The following is an 18,243-nucleotide window of genomic DNA, read 5'->3' as shown; positions in this document are numbered from 1 at the left end:
CTTTTTGCAAAGATACGGCTAAAAAGTTTTTTTTAGGAAGCAGACGTTCGTTAATGTTTACTAAGTATTGGGTTAATAATCGTAATACGGGTTAAATATCTGTCCTAAAGCCCAAGTTAATCCAAGTTGTATTTCTATCGAAGTTTATAGCTTTACCTAGAGCGGTATCAAACTTCCTGTGAATTAGATTCAAATAGACCTTTAGGTTTGTCCTTGGGCTTATTATAAATCTTACTTCCATCTCGCCTTAATGAAAGTTTACCTTAATGAAAGTTTACCTTAATTAGCTTAGCCTATTTTGATGCCTTCATCATCAATTATTTACCGTTCATTTACAAGTTAATCTGAGGCGCAAAATGGGACACTATCCGCATTAGTTTCAAAATCACACACGCCAAAAATGAATTTTACACGCCCATACCATTTATCCTTTTTTCTTGAGATAAGAAGAAGTTCTCTAGAATTTGCTTCCCAAAGTTCTGCCATAAACTGATTATAGCTCTTATAATGAAAATTTAAAGTACTGTGAGAATAGGTGTAAGATCTAACTTGGTTATATTCTAATTGGAATAAAAGATTATCTAAATTAAAGGGAACTGTGTACTTTACTCGAAGTTGGAATCCAAATTTAGTTTTCCAACTAGCATTACCTGTGACGGCCTCTTACAAAGAAAATTAATCGATTAACCACTGCCAGAAAGTATTGATTTGATGTATCCATTTCTACTTATAACTTAAATCGATATGAGATTTAGAGCCAATTGTATATTCTACAACATTGTAGAATAGTATTGGAGGGTACTGCAGTTCGTTTTATACCATTGATTTTGAAGTCATTGTACTGGACATTTCGGACCAAACCATGCTAGCAATTACGGTTTGACTTATGCCAGTTGCTTTTGTGTTGACGTTAAAACGTTTTGATTTATGTCACTGTTCAGACTAGCTTCCTAGCCTCTTTGTGAAATTGAGTAATACCAATTTAGTTATTAAATGCCGTATTAAAAGCCTTTAGAAAATGATGGTTTCCTGTTATAGATTTAATGGTTTCTGGTTTCATTTCGCAGACCATTTCGCTTAGCCATTGTTTTAAACTTTTCATCGATTCGAATCTTTGATTCTTAAATCGATTTTTAATGTATTGCCATACTTGTTCGCATGGGTTTAGTTCAGGATTGTATGGGGGTATTCTTAACAAGACTATATTTTGTGGCACCTCTATATTTTTTGTAGAATGAAACCCTGCATTATCAATCACTACAATTTTATATTCCTTTGGATTATGTGTTGAAAATTCCCGCAGATAGGCTTGAAATATGTTAGTACTTACACCATTTATTTCCCAAACAAAAGAGTCTCCGTTTATTGGAGAGTAACTACCATATAGATAGGTCGTTTTATAAATATGTTGATAGGTCACTATTGGCTTTACACCGCTAGCGGTTATGTATTTTCCAAGATGATTCATCATTCCAAATCGAGCTTCATCTTGAAAGTATAAATTAACAGAGTCGTAACTATCTTTATTAAGACTAATTCTAATGTTATCTAGCGTATTAGGGAGTTTTTAAAAAAGCTTTTTCAGCCTCTACATCCTTTTTGTAGTGAGATTTCCTAGGAGTCTTGGGTTTTGTTTTAAAATGCTGAATCAAATACTCACGGATCCGTTGGTACTTAACAACTACGCCATACTCTTGTTCTACCCAATTTTGAGCATCCCAGTATCCCAAAAAAGGATTATTTGGGTCATGTACTCTTTGGGATAAACCCTTATGTATTTGTGGTGTAATAATTTTAGACGTTTTATTTTTAGGCTTATCAGTTAACATCATCTCAACCCCACCAGCATTGTAGTTCACAATCCACCTTTCTAGGCTTCTGATATGAATCCCTAAAAAATCAGCTAATTCTTGTCGGGTTTCAAATTTGCCAGACTTAATGGCTAGCAAACTCTTTAAACGTTTTTCTGCTTTTAAGGTTTTCTGTTTTAACAAGAGTTTCTTTAGCTCTGAATCTGATTCCTTGATCTCTAAAATTGCTTTTCTTCCCATTCATAAATATACGAAAAATATACGGCAATACAAAACATATTTGGTATAATTACCTTATCGCCAAAACAACGTTATGGCCAATGCACTTGATCCAACGGACTTAAAACAAATTATTACTTTACATTTAGACGGTTACAGCAACCACAAAGCAGGAGCATCTCTGAGTATTTCCAATACAACCACCCCCCTTCCAAATTGAATATCTAAAAGCATACTGCTTCATAGCTCAAATAGGCTTCCACTACTGGATAGGCCAACCCATCTCTATAAAACTAACCTATCTTCCTTCAAGCGTGAGGACTTGGCTGTAACCTTCTCTGCCGAGTTCGTGAGCTAAATCATAAAGGTAGCAAGCAAACTTGACTTGACTTCCAAAAACACTGTGTAAAAGTGGAGACACTTTTCTAAAACACCTTAAAATTAACTGTTATGTTAGTATTGTAAATGGCAAAAAATTCTTCAAAATCTATTCCCATTCGGAGGTTTAATGGGATATCGAAAATGAACCTGTAGACCTCACTCAGAATTTGAAAGATATTTTCATTGAATAATACCAAATTAGACCTATAATGTCGTAATAAATCGTTTTACCGAAATGAATTCGGCACAGGCTTTTTTCGCCTGCTTTTTATAAAAAATAATTACCGTAGCTAAGGCTATGCTAGTTATTTTTGATTTCAATCAATCAATCAAAAAATAATTCGATTTATTCATACGGCATTATAAATATAATTTGGTATTAGTAACTCTCTAGAAGGTGTTCTTTTTCAGCTTATACTCATACTTAGCTACAACTTCTGGCTCTATAAAATATTCAAGAATAAGAGATTTTAGCTGGGTTTAGGCAAGACTCTTGTCTGTTTCTAAGGTATCATTACATTCTGGAATTGTGGGGTAACTTTCTGTTTGTAAAACAAAGCTTTACCCAAACGTAGAAAAGCTAATAAACAGGAAAAGGAACGGGGAGTATTTCCTTATACCAAATTAGACCAATAATGTCGCAATAAATCGTTTTACCGAAATGAATTCGGCACAAGCTTTTTTCGTCTGCTTTTCATCAAAAATAATTACCGTAGCTAAGGCTATGCTAGTTATTTTTGATTTCAATCAATCAAAAAATAATTCAATTTATTCATACGGCATTATAAATATAATTTGGTATTAATGGTAGATTGGATAGATTTAATTTAAAAGTAATAAAAAAATCCCAAATGTTGAATTCGGGATTTTTTTGAACTGTATTTTATTTGAATTTAATCTTGTACTTTAAACATAATAGGTAAGGAATATAATACCCCTACATTTTGTCCACGTTGCTGACCTGGTTTCATTTTAGGCAGTTTTTTGATGACTCGTTCACCTTCAGATTGCAATCTTGGGTGAGGAGCTCGAGCGGCTACATTTACAATGTTACCTTTTTTATCGATTTTAAACTGAACGTAAACCCTATTTATGCCACTTAATCCAAGATCTGCAGCTAAACCAGTGTCAAAGTTTTTATTAACAAACTTGCTAATCTTTTGACTCATACAGTTTTTACGCTCATCATTGGTGTTAAGGCCTTCACATCCAGGAAAAATTGGGACACTTTCAATAACAGCAAAAGGAACATCACCAATTTCTTCTTCGACTTCTTCGACTTCTTCAACTTCAACAACTTCGTTTTGATCGGTTTCAGTAGATTCTATAATAACCTCCTCTACATCTTCGTCATCTTCTACCACCTCAATAACTTCTGGTGCAGGTGGCGGTGGTGGTGGCGGTGGTGGTGTCTTTTGGATTTCTGTAATTGGCACGTCTTCCTCTTCTAACATGTCAAGATTCACAAAACCAGTATCTATAGCATCGTTATCATAAGTTTTCCATTCAATCATGGTTAAAGTAATAGCGAGAACTACTACAAGACCAATCTGAAAAAACAGAAAGCTTCTTTTAGACAGGTCTTTTTTTGGATTTTTTTTTGGTTCCATATTATATTTTTTAATAGATTACTAAAATATAAAAAAAATAAAATTTACTTTGATTTTGATTTTATTTTTTCAAAAAACTTTTTTTTACTAGCATAAAACAGAAAAAACTTACCACTACGGCTATACTATTCGCTAAAATATCAAATATATCAAAAGCTCTGGAATCTGTTACACTTCCTTGAATTACTTCAATAATAATACCAAAAACGATAATACTAAAAGAAATCGACAAAAGCTTTTTTAACTGATATTCATTTTTTTTAAATAAAGCAATAAGCCAAATTGAATTTAAAACAAAATAAGCTACAAAATGATAAAATTTATCCTCATAACTTATTTGAAGTTTGGGAAGGCTACTTATATCTGAAATAGAAAGAACTAAGATACTTGCTGTGCATAAAATAGCAGCAGGCACTAATAGTTGACTAGTCAGTATGAGCTTTATAAGCTTCTGCATCCATAAGTTCTTTAACTTCGTCGTGATTTGTTATTTCCATTTTAATCATCCATCCTTTTTCATAAGGCTCTTCATTAACCATTTCTGGTTCATCTTCTAACTCTTCATTAAACTCGATGATTTTGCCAGTTAAAGGTAGATACAAATCAGATACAGTTTTAACAGCTTCTACAGTTCCGAAAACCTCATCTTTATCTAAAGAGTCTCCTACAGTTTCGACTTCTACGTACACAATGTCTCCTAATTCACTTTGTGCGAAATCTGTAATTCCAATGGTGGCGATATCTCCATCAATTTTGATCCACTCGTGATCTTTGGTGTACTTTAAGCTATCTGGTATATTCATTTTAAATTATTTTAGTTTCCAAAATTATATCTCAATGTAAACCCTGTTCTAATGGTTGTTTGTGGGAATATCGTTGAGATTGCATTCTGCGAAAATACATGATCGTAGAAAAATAAAGCGGTTAAATTTTTAGTAAATGCATAATCAGCCACAAAATTTATGGACCAAATGTCTTGACCCGAAGTAACACGGTTACTCAGCACGTCTAAATTTCTAATAATTGTTTCGTTTCTTCTTAAAGAAAGATCTGCTTTTAAGTTCAAATCGCTACTTAAAACCCTTCTATTTCCTTCAAATTTAGTGACAACAGTGAGATCTTTAACTCTATACCCTAAACCTATGATATACTCATCTCCCTGCATTTCAGTTAACAGATTGTTGTTGAAGCTCAAAGATAAGGCCCTATCTTTTCTAACTTCAGCAAGAATACTCACCGAATTTTTCATTTCAAAATCCAATTTAATCAAAGGGCTAAATTCTTCTATTAAATTCACATTAGAAATAAAAAGTTCTGTTCTGAAGTTTCCATTTTGATCTGTATTGAAATCACCGAAAGGATCACTTCTATTAAATTCTAAATCAGTTTGGAATTGATTGACAGTATAAGAAGATCTATAGCCATGTTGAATAGAAAAGCGGTTAAAGGTTTCTCGAAACCAAGTTAACCTCATCAACCCAGTATATTTTATATTCCATCCAGGAATAGGGATATCTCTGAAAGGACTTAGATCTTCTCCTTGGGGATCGGATCCTGTATACGCAGAAAGAAAGGATGGTAAGAGAACTGCTTGACTCGTCCTTCCAAAACCAATTGGATATCCATTTTCATCTATATTATTAGGATCGTTTACATTTACCCCAGCTTGTTCTGCGAGTCTATTGGCAACGATAAAACGATTTTCCCTAAACGTTTCAAAATTCTCAGAAAATTCTTTCGTACTCGAATTAAAGGAAGTACGAATCATGTTTGTAGAAATATTAAAATTCCCATAAGTGTTTGGAATAATAGAATTGTAGGCCATGGTCTCAGGGTCTACTCTAAAATTTTCTGTATACGTATCAGAATACATTCTATTGGCAATCAAATCTATTGTCATCCCTGGCAATAATTTCAGCCCCGCTTGTATATCCAGTAGTTGATTATCTGTCCGTATGTATTGTTCGTTGAAATCTTGATACATGGTTAACCATCCTTTTCTCGCAGCCTCTCGACGAATGTCGTTTTGACTTCCAAAAGTAAATCCTGCAGTAGGTTTTAAGGTTCCTCCAAAACCAATATTATTGGTATAGCCAGGTAAGAAGATACCTTTTGTATCAGAATAATTAACCTGCACTCGATCCAAGACTGTCACTAAACCTATGACAGTATTTAGAGCTTTATCACCTATAGTAAGTTCAGTTTTCGCGTTTTCTTGGTTATTTTGATTTTGGGGATCTTGCTCTATATTTTCAGCACCTCTTCTTCGACTTATATTTCGCTTGATTTGCGATGGATTTTGAGCTCTTTTTTTGGTTAAACCAAGGTAATTATAAAAACTAGACATGTTTAAATTGGAATTGATCTGATGCCTTGCAGAGTTTTGAACAGAATTTCCTAGATCTGGAATACCTTCTAGATCTCTTAAAATCTCAGATCCTTTGGTCCATAAAAAATCTCCTGTGTAAGAATATTGAGTTTGAACAAACTTAAGGAAAGGGATTTTATTAAAGGGTAAGGTATAATTAAGCTGTAATTGTTGGTAATGTCTATTTGGAATTCCGATATCAAAAAAGTCATCAAAAATACCTATGCTATTATCTTGAACGTTATTTTCATCGATGTAATTCCTCACAATCCTATTGGTAGAAGCATTAAAATTGAAATTTAATGACTTCGTCAGATTATAATCAATAGCATATTGCCAATCGAAAAAATAATTTCTTTGAAATAATTTCGGAGTTCCTAAACTTCCCGGAGGAAGGTTAAACTCTCTAAATCTCAACTCGTTGTATTGTCTATTTATGTTTGCACCAGCAGTAATACTATTGGGAAGCAGATTAATATTAAAGTCTTTGAAAATAGCAAAATAGGGGCTTTTAAAAAGGCCTATCTTCTCAAGTGGCTTAATCTCCAGTGGTTTAAAATTGAATCCATAGGTTAAGGCAGCATCCACATTCTGGTCTAAGGATTCTGTGATTTCAAAATCCCTATAATCAGTTTGGTTATAACTTGAGGACACCGTGAAGTTTTCGATGTCATAAGGCATTGGTGTTTTTTCTTGATTGGTTCTATCTTTTCGTAAACCGATAACACTTATCCCCTGACGTTTCGTGTAGGTTTCTGCCTGTTCTGCAAATTCTGCTCGATCTGCTTCATCTGCTGTATTATCCAGCAAAGTTTCGAGTTCTAGATCTCCGTAAACAGGATCAAATTGAGGTGTAATCAACTCTTCCCCTCTATTATAAGTTAGTGGTATTTTGACCCCCCAATCTTTAGGCAACAGTTGGCCCAAATTAAGGCCAGTCACTATATCGTATTGCTGGATGTCCTCCCTACTCCTTTGGTTGGGTCCTTGTTCTATGGCTCCAAAGCCTACTGTACTTCTTCGACCACTTGCAGATACATTTGCAAAATCTGCAAAATTTGTATCCAGATTTAGGACTGCAGCCCAGCCTCCCTCGTTTTTAAGCCCTGTAAGTCTCATCTCATTAAACCAGACTTCACCAGACACATTTTGATTGCTCGAATTCTTTAATCCCAACATCATAACTCGTATATTTCCAAAGCTAGGATTACCGATAATTCCAACTTTTAATCCCTCATTAAAAGTACCATCGACAGGATTTAAAGATTCGTCAAAATAATTGAGTTCCAAGTTACTTAGATTGTCATCGCCAAGTACTGTAGATTTAATTTGTTGAAGTAAATCTAGAGGTAAGTTGAGATCATTTTCTAAAGGCCATATCCCCCGAGGAGAAAAATCTTGAGGATCTGTTACTTTAAGCGGAATCTCAATCTGATAATAATTATTTGTAAAGTCAATCCCCATCCTTATAAAGGCTGTTAATTGGCCATCTTGAAGCTGGTTCTCTGGTGGTGGTAAAGCTTCTGCATGGAGGTACATTTCTAGGTTGTCATATTGACGCATGTCAATTTGATAATTTTTGAAAACAGCTCTAGAATCCTCCGCCTCTAAATTTTTCACTCGTAAGGAAAGTGATTTTTCATCTTCTCGGATGGCCACGTTATTATTGACCAACTCTTCTCTTAAAACACCAGGAGGAGTCACATAATTAGACGTAATTTCCTCACTGACTGCTTCTACATTAAATTGAGTATTGCCCGCCATAGGGTTTTGACCATCTGGAAGTATAGGTAAATCATATGTGAAGTAATCTCCTCTAATCAACTCTAAAGTTCCAAATCTCAAGATGGTTTCTTGACTAAAACCAGTCATGAACATTCTCATAAATCGAATAGATCGTAAATCACTTATCCCTCCAACAGCAAATTCTTCACCCGTCCTAAGAGGAACTCTAAATTGTATCCATCTTGCCTCTATTTCCTGCCCGTTTTGGAGTGTAGTGATCACCTCTTTAACATCAGTGATATAGTCTGAATTGATCCCAGCAACAGTACTTGTATTATTCTCAACGCTCATATTAGGATAGACAGGAACCTCGTATTCGTAGTAACTGTCAATAGTATTCATAGTATTGTCTAAGTTGATGTCCTCCACATCTGGGAATGCAGAATTACCTCTATTGTTTTCGGTAACCTCTACAGGGCTATTCCCCTCCATTCCATTAAAGTTTCTATATCGGTTTAAAAGATCTCCGTCGCCGTCAAGATAATACTGGTAATCGTCATTTGAAGGATCTTCGAAATTGGCAAACGCAGGAAACTTTAGCGCTTCATCGCTATTGAGCAGCCCGTCATAACCTACATCTTGATTAATTCGCTCTTGGCCTTCAGTATCAAAAGCATATACCAAAGATTGGTTACTAGGAACTTTTGAGAAATTAGTTAATAACGTATTTGAATTTCCCCCATCCTCTGGAAGACCATTTTCAAATTGTTTCCTTCCATCTTTTGAGATATCTTCTGTGATACTTCCAAAATTGAGAACAACTTTACCACCGTTATTTCCAGCATTTTCAGCATAAATAAAAGGGTCCATGACCCAAAATTCAACAAACTCTACATTGGATTGCTCGAAATCTGTCGTTTGCAAGCCTCTCATAATACCTCCAAAGTTTTGCTCTGGATTAGGAAGAATATTATCATTTGAAGCGGCAGGGTTATAATTGTACATACCCCTTTCGCTTGGTCTATACACAAGATCTAAAGGGAATAAGGTTTGAATTTGACCTGGTACAATATCTACATTAGGAAATATTTCATTCACAAGAACTCTCCTAGAATAGTATTGAGAAAGGTCTTGGTCAGTGACATCCTCAGGCCGTTGAGAGCTATAGAAAATAGGATCTATAGTATGCCAGTTTAATTTAGCTCTATAATCATTAATACTTAAGTCGTCATTACTATCAAATGTTCCGTTAGCATCATTTGGCCCCCGATATCCTATGGGAGTACTAGCTAGTTTCCAAGACAAGGGATCAATGACAGAGATACTCGTTTGCGAACCCTCAAAGTCATCTACATAACTAGTAGCTTCCCCTTCAAAATCACTTGCTTCAGGAGTTCCAGGCCTTAAGTAAGCAAACTCTCCTCTCAAAGAAAAATTGGACTCTACATCTGTATCAATATTAGGCAGCTTGTTAACCAACCTAGTAAAAAAGGGAACAGTTGTATTATAATTGAAATTGACTCCATAAATACTATTATTTATAGGTTCAGTCCCGTAATCTGCCTTTTGTGTAATTGGTCTTTCGTTTAAATTTAAATACGTACCACCTATCAATAATTCTTCGCTAAATCTATGTTGAACATCTATCCCGGTAAACCGCTTGGTTTGTCTTCCGAAAAGCGCATTATTTTCCGTAGATACTTGTATTGGTGTATCTGAAGCTAATAAAGCCTCATCTAAGATATTTACTCGACCTAGCTCATAATCGACCGTGTAATCGATTCCTTCTTGCAGAGTCCTCCCTCCAGCAGTAACCGACACCGAACCTCTTGGGACATTAAATGCTCCTATTGGGATGCCTCCTGTGCTAGAAGCTTTATACCGACCTGCTAATTGAAATTTGTTCTGTTGTGCTCCGTCTTGTTGAGCTTGAGTCTTAGTTGTAGAATATAGCGAGTTGAAAACATACTTGGTTTGATTCTGATTATAGGTTTCCGGATTATCATAATTCTCTGGACCAGTTTCTGGGGTTAAATCCAATTTATTAAAAAGATATTCACCAAAAGGTTCCACTTTTGTAAACTTAATAACCCCATTCTCAGGATCTATGGTGATTCCAGAAACAAAATCGAAAAAGCCATCACCACCGTTTACAGGGTCGTTATTAAGGTTTAACCTATCGAGGTCTAAGACTTGCAAAAGATTGGTTTCATCCACATCATCGGGCAACGGAGTAGTACTTCCAGGAGCTTGGGTGATAAAATTGACAGGCTGTGGATCTGTATATAAAATATTAAATCTAAAACCGTCTTGCTCAAGCCCATTCGCCCCAAGACTATAGAAATTTTTCATCATCAAGTCCCAGATAGGCTCCTGTACAATCGTAACTGGACTCTTAAGAAGTTTGACAATTAAGTTTTGATTAAGCGCTATCTGCTCCCCTTGTTCTTCTGGATTCTCTTGAGTCTCTGTCCCAGGAGGTCCTCCGTTTGCAAATTCTCCAACTCTAAATACTCTCCCATCGGTTGTGGTATATTCAAAAGCAACTCCTAAAATTTCGTCATTATTTAAACGTTGGTTTAAAGAAATATAACCGAGTTGTGTGTTTAGAAAAAACTCATTAGGCTCCAGTTCTCTTGCATTTTCAAGAATGGCATAATCTCGTCCTTCTGAAACAAAAGGCTGGGCAGACCCAAAACCTTGCTGAATTGTAGCTATATCTCTTATTTGATTATTCAAAATAGAGTTCGCCCCACCATTTATTCCGTCTGGATTAAAAACGTTGTTAGCATTATCAGGTCTTCCATTGGGGTTTAATAAAAAATTTGGAATTGGTGGAGCAATGGGGTTTCCATTATTATCAAAGAAAAGCCCTAGTTTATCTGGAGCACTTTCACCCAAATCTTGTAAAGCCACAATATTTCTAGAATCGGAAATGGTCTCCGTGTTATTTGTTCTGTTCGTTATCCAAACCTGAACCCTTGTAATTTGTATTCTACTATTTATAAAAGGATAATTTTGCAGAGCCTCATCATATTGGTCTCTAAAAAACTGAGATAAAAAGAAATGCCTGTTTTCATCATAATCCAAAGCGAATTTATCAAATTCTCTTACCGTTGCACCACCTTGGATATTGACGCTTTGACGTTCTGAATTCAATTCTGAAAAGACCCCAGTGATGGTTGTTTTTCCAAATTGCAGTTGTGTTTTTACCCCAAATAAACTTTGTGAACCTTGGATAAGTGTACTGTTTAGGGGCATGTTGACATTACCAACCTCAATTTTTTGTATAATATCGTCTTCTGTAGGAGTATAATCCATTTTCACTTGATTCTGAAAATCAAATGTAGATTCAGTATCATATTCAGCGTTAACCTGAAGTCGTGTTCCTACCGAAGCTTGAAGGCTCATACTTATTCGCTGGTCAAAATCGAAAGTAAGGTTACTCTGGTTTCTTGGGGACAATGCTGGGTTATCCTGCTTACTATAAAGAATCCCCATATCCACGGCAACAGACCCTCTTGGATTAACTTCTATTTGATTTCCTCCAAATACAGATTGAAAAAAGGAATTATTGACATAGAAAATTGGAATTAAGTTTTTTTGGTCCTCTACATCTCCTTTACCTGAAGCGGCATCAGATTTTTGTTTGAAATAAGATTTCATCTGTTCCTCCAGAACTAGAGCTTCAAATTCTTTAGGCGTCAAGACCAAAGGAAATTTGGTGTTGACGGATCCAATTTTTTCGGTATAAATATATTTATCTATATAAGAGTCATATTCATATTTAGAAACTATGCTAGAAGGATTTGGCATAGAAATAGTACCATATGTAGGACCTTGAGGTATAGAATCTTTTTCATCTTGAGCGTATATTTCTAAAGAAAGAAATACAAGAAATACAAGAAAGAAATAAGATTTAAAATTTATGTTAAGGGACAATCTTTTTTGGTTCAAAAGTTTTATAAATTTTTTAAGGCTAGCTTTATTATATCTTCAACGTTAGCATCGGGATTATTATTACAAATTTTTGAAATAATTTTCCCAGATTGTTTTCTGGTATAACCCAATGTCTCCAAAGCAGAAAGAGCTTCCTCTTTATTGGAATTTGAAGGCGTATTTACAATTTCTGAATACTCTTCAGAAGATCGAATTTTATCTTTAAGATCTAAGATGACTCTCTGAGCTGTTTTTTTACCAATACCTTTTATACTCTGTATAGTATCCGAATCTTCAGTGGAAATTGCCTCTACCACTTGCTCTGGCGTTAATGAAGACAACATCATTCTAGCAGTATTAGCGCCAATTCCAGAGACTGAAAGCAATTGACGGAAAACCAAGCGTTCTGCTTTTTCCATAAACCCATACAAGGTATGTGAATCTTCTTTGACTTGTAAATGGGTGTAAATAGTTATCTGTTCTTCCCCTTTTAAACGAGAAAAGGTATGAAGTGAAATGTTTACTTCATACCCTATACCATTACAATCTACTACGATATGTGTTGGGTTTTTTTCTAACAATCTACCTCTAAGCTGAGTAATCATCTTAACTTAATTTTAGGACCCAAATGTAATAAAATTAAGTTAAGATATTGATTGATTTTTTATATGTATAAATCGATGAAAACCAGTAACTTCTATAGTTTCCGTTTACTTTTCTGCTGAGCATCTACAACAGCTACGGCAGACATATTTACCATCTCATCGACACTAGCTCCCAATTGAAAGACATGTGCGGGCTTGTTCAATCCCATTAAAATAGGCCCTATAGAGCCTGCGCTATTTAACTCTTTCATTAGTTTATAAGTCCCATTTGCCGAATCCAAATTTGGGTAGATAAGTGTATTTACTTTTTTACCGTTCAATTTAGAAAATGGAAATTTATCTGCTCTCATCTTTTTATTTAAAGCAAAGTCAACTTGCAACTCTCCGTCTACAGCAATTTCAGGGAAATTCTTATGCAAATAATCTACAGCTTCTTTTACTTTGACAGCATTCGGATTTTTGGACGAGCCAAAGTTTGAATACGAAACCATCGCAATAACAGGTTCTATGCCAAACATCTTCACCGTTTTGGCTGTCATTTGAGCAATTTTTGCTAAGACTGAGGCATCTGGATTAATATTGATGGACGTGTCGCTTATAAAGATAGGACCTCGTTTAGAGTTCATCAAGTTTGTCGCGGCTACGTTGGTGACTCCGTTTTCTTTACCGATGAGTTCCAGAATTGGCTTTAATACAGAAGGGTAAGCTCTTGAGTATCCAGAAAGCATAGCGTCTGCATCTCCTTTTTCTACCATCATAGCAGCAAAATAGTTTCGCTCCCTTAAAATCTTCTTAGCATCGTATAAAGTCACTCCTTTTCTACTTCTCTTCTTCCAAAGAGCTTCCGCATATTCATTTCTTTTTTTCTCTTCCTCATCAGATTTTGGATCGATGATTATAATGTCCTCCCCTTCAAATTCAATTTCAGTCATCAATTCGAGTATCACATCTCTTCGACCAAGTAGAATAGGAATAGCAATTTTTTCATCATAAACCTGCTGTGCAGCCTTTAAGACGTCTAGATGATCGGCCTCTGCATAAACAATCCTTTTTGGGTTTTGTTTTGCCCGATTGATAAGTAATCTAGTGATTTTATCCTCACTTCCCATTCTCTCAAGAAGCTCTTCTTTATAGGCCTCCCAATCTTTAATTGGATTTTGAGCAACCCCAGATTCCATCGCCGCTTTTGCAACTGCTGGTGGGATTTCTGTGATTAATCTAGGATCGAAGGGCTTTGGAATAATGTAGTCTCTCCCAAAGTTAAGGCGTGTTTCCGCATAAGCGATATTAACTTGCTCAGGCACTGGCTCTTTGGCAAGTCTGGCTAAGGCTTTCACTGCTGCCATTTTCATTTCCTCGTTAATTTTGGTAGCTCTCACATCTAAAGCACCTCTGAATATATAAGGAAAGCCAAGAACATTGTTTACCTGGTTGGGGAAATCAGTTCTCCCTGTTGCCATGATAACATCTTTTCTGGTTTTTATAGCTAAGTCATAGTCAATCTCAGGGTCTGGATTTGCCATAGCAAATACAATAGGATCCTTTGCCATTGAAGATAGCATCTCTGGCTTTAAAACACCTCCTATTGAGAGGCCTAAAAAGACATCAGCATTTTCTAGAGCCTCTCCCAACGACTTAATCTGTCTTGAGGTAGCAAATTCTATTTGTTTATCTGAAAGACCTTCTCTCCCTTTACTTATAGCCCCCTTACTATCGAACATGACAATATTTTCTTTCCGAACGCCCAGCAATGCATAAAGTTTGATGCAAGCAATGGCTGCAGAACCTGCCCCAGAAACAACTACTCTTACCTCCTCAATTTTCTTTTCCGCTAGTTCTAGGGCATTCAAAAGTGCCGCAGCAGATATAATTGCGGTTCCATGTTGATCGTCGTGCATTACAGGAATAGGAAGTTCTGCCTTTAGACGTTCTTCAATTTCAAAAGCTTCTGGAGCTTTTATATCCTCTAGATTAATTCCACCAAAAGTTGGAGCAATATTCTTGACTGTATTTATAAAGTCATCTATGTTTTTAGTATCCACTTCAATATCGAATACATCTATGTCCGCAAAAATTTTAAACAAAAGCGCCTTACCTTCCATGACGGGTTTTGAGGCTTCAGCACCAATATCTCCAAGACCTAATACGGCTGTTCCATTAGAAATCACGGCAACTAGATTTCCTTTATTGGTATATTTATAAGCGTTTTGTTTATCCTTTTCTATTTCTAGGCAAGGCTCTGCGACTCCTGGGGAGTATGCTAATCCTAAATCCCTTTGGGAAGAATGCTTTTTGGTTGGAACCACTTCAATTTTTCCTGGCCTTGGCTTAGCATGATAAACTAAAGCCTCTCTTCTCTTTCTCGGTGTGCTCATAAGGATATTTTACTACTAGAGCATGTTTGCTCTAGTCATTAATTAGAAGAAACAAAGGTAAACCTTATGCGTTATTCTGAAAGAAATCCTCTCCAATATTAGGATTAAAACTAGAGCTCCCTAGGGATTGGAGCTTTAGAGAAGCTAACTTCAAACCAAATTTTAAACAATTGGTATAATTATAATTCCTAATATAAGAATATAAAAAGCCAGACCAAAAGGCATCTCCAGCTCCGGTAGCATCCACCACTTTTTCAATTTTAAGGGCCTCCATATGTATTATTTTTTCTCCTTTTACAGACAATTTCACACCTTTACTTCCTTTCGTATAACAAATAGTATCAACTCCCAATTTATGAAAGTATTCAAACATTATGTCGTCGGAAATATTGCCCAGTAAACGTCGCTTATCATCTTCACTAATTTTAATTAAGGGATTAAATGCGCAGAACGTTTCAAGAGTTGAAATTGCTTCCTGTTTGTTTGGCCAAATTATATTGGAGTAATTGAGATCTATACTCAACTTACAATTTAACAAATAAGCCTTTTTGGCCATTTTTAGTATAGTCTCTCTCGCTGGGTTTTTACTCAAAGCAAAGCAGGTGGTATGAAACACCCTTATCCCCGAAAAGGAAACATCTTTAAATTGACTCAGAATAATTTCGTGATCTGCTTCCCGGTAGGGAATAAATTCCGGAGTTGCATCTGTCTTCGAAATAAAAATAACACTCGTTGGCTTCAATACTGAAATACTAACATTTGAAACATCTATATTTGAAGCTTGAAGTCCTTCTAAAATATAATCGCCCAAACCATCCTTACCTAAAGTTGCGACTAAAGCAACTTTTAATTTTAATTTTGCTAAATTCAAAGATACATTAGTAGGCGACCCTCCCAGATGGCGCTGATAATTGGTGGTTTTGCTAATACTCCCTATTTCATGGCCGATAAAATCGACTAAAGCTTCTCCTACACAAATAATATCTAGTTGGTTATTCAACATTTTCTAAAGTATTAGGGTGTTATGTTTTAAGTTTTGTTCCAAAATGATTTCAGCAGCAGCACTCCAAGCACAAAGAGGAACTCCGTTGGGATTTCCATTCTTAGAATCAAAGTTTTCATAAAACTTCCACTCTTCCTTAGCATTTAACTCTTTAATAAGCCTTAAAACTGTTTCTGCCGAATCTCTGTGATTAGCCTTTAAGAGTGCTAAACCATAAAACCCATTTATCATTTGCCACGTCCCCCCATTATGAAATTGATAAGGATAATTTCTAAATTCATAAGCACAATTGTTTTGAAGTAGCTCCCAGTCTTTATCTTCTGAAGTGATGACAGGCCAGAATGCTGGTAATAATTTCAGCTTGACTTCTTGTCTTAAATCTTCAGAATAATTGATTAGCTCTTTTTGGTCTTTTTCGCTTCCTATCCCTAATAATAGCGCTAAAGCATTACCAAAGGCATCAAATTGTGTTTGGTAACCTGCTGGTTCTAGTGATGCCACCCAGTACTTTGTTTTTTTCAAACTGCTGTAAGCCTTAGGGTGGTAAACTTGTTCAGATGTGTCCTCTCTCTTTTTGAAATTAATCTGAATTTGATTCAGAATATCTTTTTGTTTCTGAGCTAAATCCACATGATGTTCATGATGCAAAAACGACCGTAAAGCCCAAACCCTTAATACTTGGTCGTATAGTGTGAATCCTTGGGTAGGGTATTCATCTGCCCAATTTCCACTTCGCGGAACATACATCAAATGCTTAAAATTGAACTCCCAAGTTTCCATCAACCTAAAAGCTTTTAACATATGTGGTTTAAGACGATCAAAAAACGAAGCATCACCTTGAGAATGACTGTATTGACAGACACCGATAATAAACCAAGCTAGAGTATCTACACGTGGAGCTAATCCTCCAAAGCTTAATTTTACAGTAGTGCCTTGAAATTCGATATTGGAAGGGATGTTTCCAAATTCATGTTGGTGCTCTGCTAGGTTAAGCAAAGTATGTTTACCAACCTCAATGAGCTGCTTATCTCCACTGGATAATGCTGCTAAAGTACAGATAACTCCATCTCTAGCCCAGATTCGCTTATAGTTTGAAATATCTGATGAGCTTGCTAAGAAACCTTTGTCTGTGGAGACTTTTCTCAATAATCCTAATGCTTTCTCATTCATCGATTTTAGTCTACTGGATTTTATGTTGTAATACCAAATTAGACCTATAATGACGCAATAAATCGTTTCTTTTTCGCCTGCTTTTCATCAAAAATAATTACCGTAGCTAAGGCTATGCTAGTTATTTTTGATTTCAATCAATCAATCAAAAAATAATTCAATTTATTCATACGGCATTATAAATATAATTTGGTATAATTCAACAAAGAATTATTAATTTTTAAATTAATCTAAACTACAAATTTCAGGTCAAAGTCTATTATTGACTTGTATATTTTATAGTTGATTTTCCAAGGTCTACCTTTAGTCTTTCTTAAAAGTCTTAAAGTTTATTTTCTCCTATTTCATCAAAATTCGTTTCTTGAATGTGATACTTTTTATAAATCAATTAGTATTTCCATTGCGACCATTTTTTCATCAAAAAAAAAGTAACGTCATAATAGTTTTTCATAAATGCATTTTGAGTACTTTTTTTGTGTCTAGCTAATTAACTTAAGCTATATATTCTAAATGTGTTTTAGGAGATACATCTGAAATTTCATTGGCTTTTATGAAGTTTCATGAGAGAACGAGTGACATAAGTCTCTCTTCAATCCACTAACTTGACTTTAAAATGGAGAAAAAAGCCTGTAAGCTTTTATACCATCAAATTCAGCAGAAAAAAAAGCACCCCACCTCATTTATAGAAGAAATTGAGGTTTCTATAAAACTGATTAACAGAGATTTTCTGTAAAGGAATTCGTTCGTTTTAAAGTGATTTATATTCCACTTAAGACCCTTATATTTAGTTCGCTTAACAGCTAATTTTCTAAAGATTTCATTGGAGATCTCTTATGCCAAATTAAACCTATAATGTCGCAATAAATCGTTTTACCAAGACGAATTCGGCACAGGCTTTTTTCACCAGCTTTTTGTCAAAAATAATTGCCACAACTAAGGCTATGCTAATTATATTTAATTTCAATCCATCAAAAAACCTGTGCTGATCTACGTCGAAGTATAATTCAATTTATTTATACGATATTATAAATTTAATT

12 protein-coding genes are annotated in these 18,243 nt (G+C 35.2%); 1 reads left to right on the top strand and 11 read right to left on the bottom strand.

All coding sequences use genetic code 11. The features are described from left to right. Positions 1–339 precede the first annotated feature (339 nt). The 3 genes from P700755_RS20420 to P700755_RS09995 form a co-directional block, all read right to left on the bottom strand. Positions 340–486 (bottom strand): hypothetical protein, encoded by a 147-nt coding sequence (locus P700755_RS20420; protein ID WP_015024550.1) that lies wholly within the window; start codon positions 484–486, stop codon positions 340–342. A 496-nt stretch (positions 487–982) separates the two neighbouring features. Beyond that, the gene (locus P700755_RS10000) at positions 983–1,543 is read right to left on the bottom strand and encodes an IS630 family transposase (RefSeq protein WP_083858480.1); all 561 of its coding nucleotides are present in this window, start codon (positions 1,541–1,543) and stop codon (positions 983–985) included. 13 nt (positions 1,544–1,556) lie between these two features. Continuing rightward, complete coding sequence (locus P700755_RS09995; protein WP_015024549.1) at positions 1,557–2,051, bottom strand: winged helix-turn-helix domain-containing protein; 495 nt, start codon at positions 2,049–2,051, stop codon at positions 1,557–1,559. Positions 2,052–2,124: 73 nt separating this feature from the next. Between P700755_RS09995 and P700755_RS20985 the strand changes: the two genes are divergently transcribed. Then, positions 2,125–2,250, top strand: a complete 126-nt coding sequence (locus tag P700755_RS20985) for a hypothetical protein (RefSeq protein WP_281013241.1) — start codon at positions 2,125–2,127, stop codon at positions 2,248–2,250. Between the two features lie 1,054 nt (positions 2,251–3,304). Here the strand turns inward: P700755_RS20985 and P700755_RS09990 are convergent. From P700755_RS09990 to P700755_RS09955, 8 genes are all read right to left on the bottom strand, one after another. After that, the gene (locus P700755_RS09990) at positions 3,305–4,021 is read right to left on the bottom strand and encodes an energy transducer TonB (RefSeq protein ID WP_015024547.1); all 717 of its coding nucleotides are present in this window, start codon (positions 4,019–4,021) and stop codon (positions 3,305–3,307) included. A 61-nt stretch (positions 4,022–4,082) separates the two neighbouring features. Beyond that, positions 4,083–4,436, bottom strand: coding sequence for a VanZ family protein (locus tag P700755_RS09985; RefSeq protein WP_015024546.1), 354 nt, complete (start codon positions 4,434–4,436; stop codon positions 4,083–4,085). Positions 4,437–4,446: 10 nt separating this feature from the next. Then, the gene (gene gcvH / locus P700755_RS09980) at positions 4,447–4,824 is read right to left on the bottom strand and encodes a glycine cleavage system protein GcvH (RefSeq protein ID WP_015024545.1); all 378 of its coding nucleotides are present in this window, start codon (positions 4,822–4,824) and stop codon (positions 4,447–4,449) included. Between the two features lie 11 nt (positions 4,825–4,835). Next, positions 4,836–12,071, bottom strand: coding sequence for a T9SS outer membrane translocon Sov/SprA (gene sov / locus P700755_RS09975; RefSeq protein ID WP_015024544.1), 7,236 nt, complete (start codon positions 12,069–12,071; stop codon positions 4,836–4,838). A gap of 5 nt (positions 12,072–12,076) precedes the next feature. Next, the gene (ruvA, locus tag P700755_RS09970; RefSeq protein ID WP_015024543.1) at positions 12,077–12,658 is read right to left on the bottom strand and encodes a Holliday junction branch migration protein RuvA; all 582 of its coding nucleotides are present in this window, start codon (positions 12,656–12,658) and stop codon (positions 12,077–12,079) included. 92 nt (positions 12,659–12,750) lie between these two features. Beyond that, entirely contained in the window at positions 12,751–15,033 is a 2,283-nt protein-coding gene (locus tag P700755_RS09965; protein ID WP_015024542.1) for an NADP-dependent malic enzyme, read from the bottom strand. Between the two features lie 64 nt (positions 15,034–15,097). Continuing rightward, on the bottom strand, positions 15,098–16,036 hold the full coding sequence (locus tag P700755_RS09960) for a carbohydrate kinase family protein (protein ID WP_015024541.1): 939 nt from the start codon (positions 16,034–16,036) through the stop codon (positions 15,098–15,100). A gap of 3 nt (positions 16,037–16,039) precedes the next feature. Beyond that, positions 16,040–17,206 (bottom strand): glycoside hydrolase 100 family protein, encoded by a 1,167-nt coding sequence (locus P700755_RS09955; RefSeq protein ID WP_015024540.1) that lies wholly within the window; start codon positions 17,204–17,206, stop codon positions 16,040–16,042. Positions 17,207–18,243 lie beyond the last annotated feature (1,037 nt).

This window comes from Psychroflexus torquis ATCC 700755 (assembly GCF_000153485.2).
In the GTDB taxonomy this organism is placed as follows: Bacteria; Bacteroidota; Bacteroidia; order Flavobacteriales; family Flavobacteriaceae; genus Psychroflexus; species Psychroflexus torquis.
Note: the sequence above shows the minus strand (reverse complement) of the source record. Positions and strands in the feature narration are given on the sequence as shown.

Coding starts and splice junctions, on each gene's coding strand:
- P700755_RS20420 (WP_015024550.1), bottom strand. CDS start 486: ATGGCAGAACTTTGGGAAGCAAATTCTAGAGAACTTCTTCTTATCTCA.
- P700755_RS09995 (WP_015024549.1), bottom strand. CDS start 2,051: ATGGGAAGAAAAGCAATTTTAGAGATCAAGGAATCAGATTCAGAGCTA.
- P700755_RS20985 (WP_281013241.1), top strand. CDS start 2,125: ATGGCCAATGCACTTGATCCAACGGACTTAAAACAAATTATTACTTTA.
- P700755_RS09990 (WP_015024547.1), bottom strand. CDS start 4,021: ATGGAACCAAAAAAAAATCCAAAAAAAGACCTGTCTAAAAGAAGCTTT.
- gcvH (WP_015024545.1), bottom strand. CDS start 4,824: ATGAATATACCAGATAGCTTAAAGTACACCAAAGATCACGAGTGGATC.
- ruvA (WP_015024543.1), bottom strand. CDS start 12,658: ATGATTACTCAGCTTAGAGGTAGATTGTTAGAAAAAAACCCAACACAT.
- P700755_RS09965 (WP_015024542.1), bottom strand. CDS start 15,033: ATGAGCACACCGAGAAAGAGAAGAGAGGCTTTAGTTTATCATGCTAAG.
- P700755_RS09960 (WP_015024541.1), bottom strand. CDS start 16,036: ATGTTGAATAACCAACTAGATATTATTTGTGTAGGAGAAGCTTTAGTC.
- P700755_RS09955 (WP_015024540.1), bottom strand. CDS start 17,206: ATGAATGAGAAAGCATTAGGATTATTGAGAAAAGTCTCCACAGACAAA.